This window comes from Streptomyces sp. HSW2009, assembly GCF_040240285.1.
Taxonomy (GTDB): domain Bacteria; phylum Actinomycetota; class Actinomycetes; order Streptomycetales; family Streptomycetaceae; genus Streptomyces.
Genome location: NZ_JBEHZD010000881.1, coordinates 1 through 2,077 on the forward strand (window position 1 = coordinate 1; position 2,077 = coordinate 2,077).

Below are 2,077 nucleotides of genomic sequence, written 5' to 3' on the forward strand. Positions count from 1 at the left end.
GGTGGTGACCCGTTCCACCAGGGACCGTGCCTGGGCCCGCAACGCCTCACCGCTACGCGCCGACACCAGCCACGGCACGGCGCCGTCGTCGTGCGTGGGGCCGAGCGGTGCGGGGGGTTGTGGTGCCTGTTCCAGGACGAGGTGGGCGTTGGTGCCGCTGATGCCGAACGAGGAGACGGCTGCCCGGCGCGGCCGGTCCGCCTCCGGCCATGCGGTCGGCTCGGACAGCAGCCGGATTTCCCCGGCCGCCCAGTCGATCTTCGACGAGGGTGTGTCGATGTGCAGCGAGGCGGGTAGCAGGCCGTGCTGCATGGCCTTCACCATCTTGATGACGCTGGCCACGCCGGCCGCTGCCTGGGTGTGTCCGATGTTGGACTTGATGGAGCCCAGCCACAGGGGCTGGCCTTCGGGCCGGTCCTGGCCGTACGTGGCGAGCAGGGCCTGAGCCTCGATCGGGTCACCCAGGGTCGTACCCGTGCCGTGCGCCTCCACCGCGTCCACCTCGGCCGCGGTGAGGTGGGCGTTGGCGAGGGCCTGGCCGATGACCCGCTGCTGCGAGGGCCCGTTCGGGGCGGACAGGCCGTTGCTCGTACCGTCCTGGTTGACGGCCGAACCACGGAGGACGGCGAGCACCTGGTGCCCGTTGCGCTGGGCGTCAGACAGCCGCTCCAGCAGGACGAGACCGGCCCCCTCGCCCCACACCATGCCGTCGGCGGCATCCGCGAACGGCTTGCACCGGGCGTCAGGCGCGAGCCCGCGCTGTCGCGAGAACTCCACGAAGGCGCCCGGCGTGGCCATCACGGTGACACCGCCGGCCAGCGCCAGACTGCACTCACCCTGGCGCAGCGCCTGAGCCGCCAGATGCATCGCCACCAGCGACGACGAGCAGGCCGTGTCCACCGTCACCGCCGGGCCCTCAAGCCCGAAGGAGTACGCGATGCGTCCGGTGACCACGCTGCCGATGTTCCCGGTGGCCACGTAACCCTCGACGTCGCTGGCCGTGTCGCCGGTGAGCGACAGGTAGTCCTGCGAGGTGACGCCGGCGAACACACCCGTGTTGCTGCCGTGCAGCGCCTCGCGGTCCAGGCCGGCGTTCTCGAAGGTCTCCCAGGCTGTCTCAAGGAGGAGCCGCTGTTGGGGGTCCATGGCCAGCGCCTCGCGCGGGCTGATCCCGAAGAAGCCGGCGTCGAACTCGGCCGCGTCGTGGAGGAAGCCCCCCTCACGGACGTAGCTGGTGCCGTGGTGCTCGGGGTCGGGGTGGTAGAGCGCGGCCAGGTCCCAGTTCCGGTTGGTGGGCATCTCGCTGATCGCGTCCCGCTGGGCCACCACCAGGTCCCACAACTCCTCCGGGGAACCCACCTCACCCGGGTAGCGGCAGGCCATGCCCACGATCGCGATCGGCTCGTCCTGGGCCGCCGCGCTGGCCACCGGGGTGGCTGCGGCGCCCTGCTGGCCGGTGAGCTCGCCGCGAAGGAAGCGCGCCAGCGCGGTCGGCGTGGGGTGGTCGAAGATGAGTGCAGGTGACAGGTCGAGGCCGGTGGAGGTGGCCAACTGGTTCCGCAGCTCGACCGCGGTCAGCGAGTCGAAGCCCATCTCCTGGAACGGCTGGGCCGCCGGAATCGACTCCGGGTTCGCATGCCCCAAGATGGCCGCGGCCAGCGTCTGGATGTGCTCCACGACCACCGTGAGCTGGGCTGTCGGATCGGCGCCGGTGAGTCGCTGGCGCAGCGCGCTGGTCGCCCCCGGTGCCTCAGCACCCACCTGCGGGGCGGTGGTGGACGGCATCAGGTCGGCGAGGAGGGGGCTCGGCCGGTGTGCGGTGAAGCTGGCCGGGAACTTCGCCCAGTCGATGTCCGCGATGGTCACCGTGGCGTCGTCCTGCCCGAGCGCGTGCTGGAGCGCCTTGACGGCCAGCTCCGGATCGAGTGGTGCCATGCCGCGCCGGCGGTAGAAGTCGACGGCCGTCTCGTCCGCCGCCATGCCCGCATCGGCCCATGGGCCCCAGGCGATGCTGGTGGCGGGGAGGCCGAGGGCGCGGCGGTGTTCGGCGAGTGCGTCGAGGTAGGTGTTGGCGGCG

The 2,077-nt window shown here is 71.9% G+C and carries 1 protein-coding gene; it reads right to left on the reverse strand.

The window, feature by feature from the left end; genetic code table 11:
• On the reverse strand, positions 1-2,077 hold a 2,077-nt coding region (locus tag AAHZ94_RS33180; RefSeq protein ID WP_349997417.1), incomplete at both ends, for a type I polyketide synthase.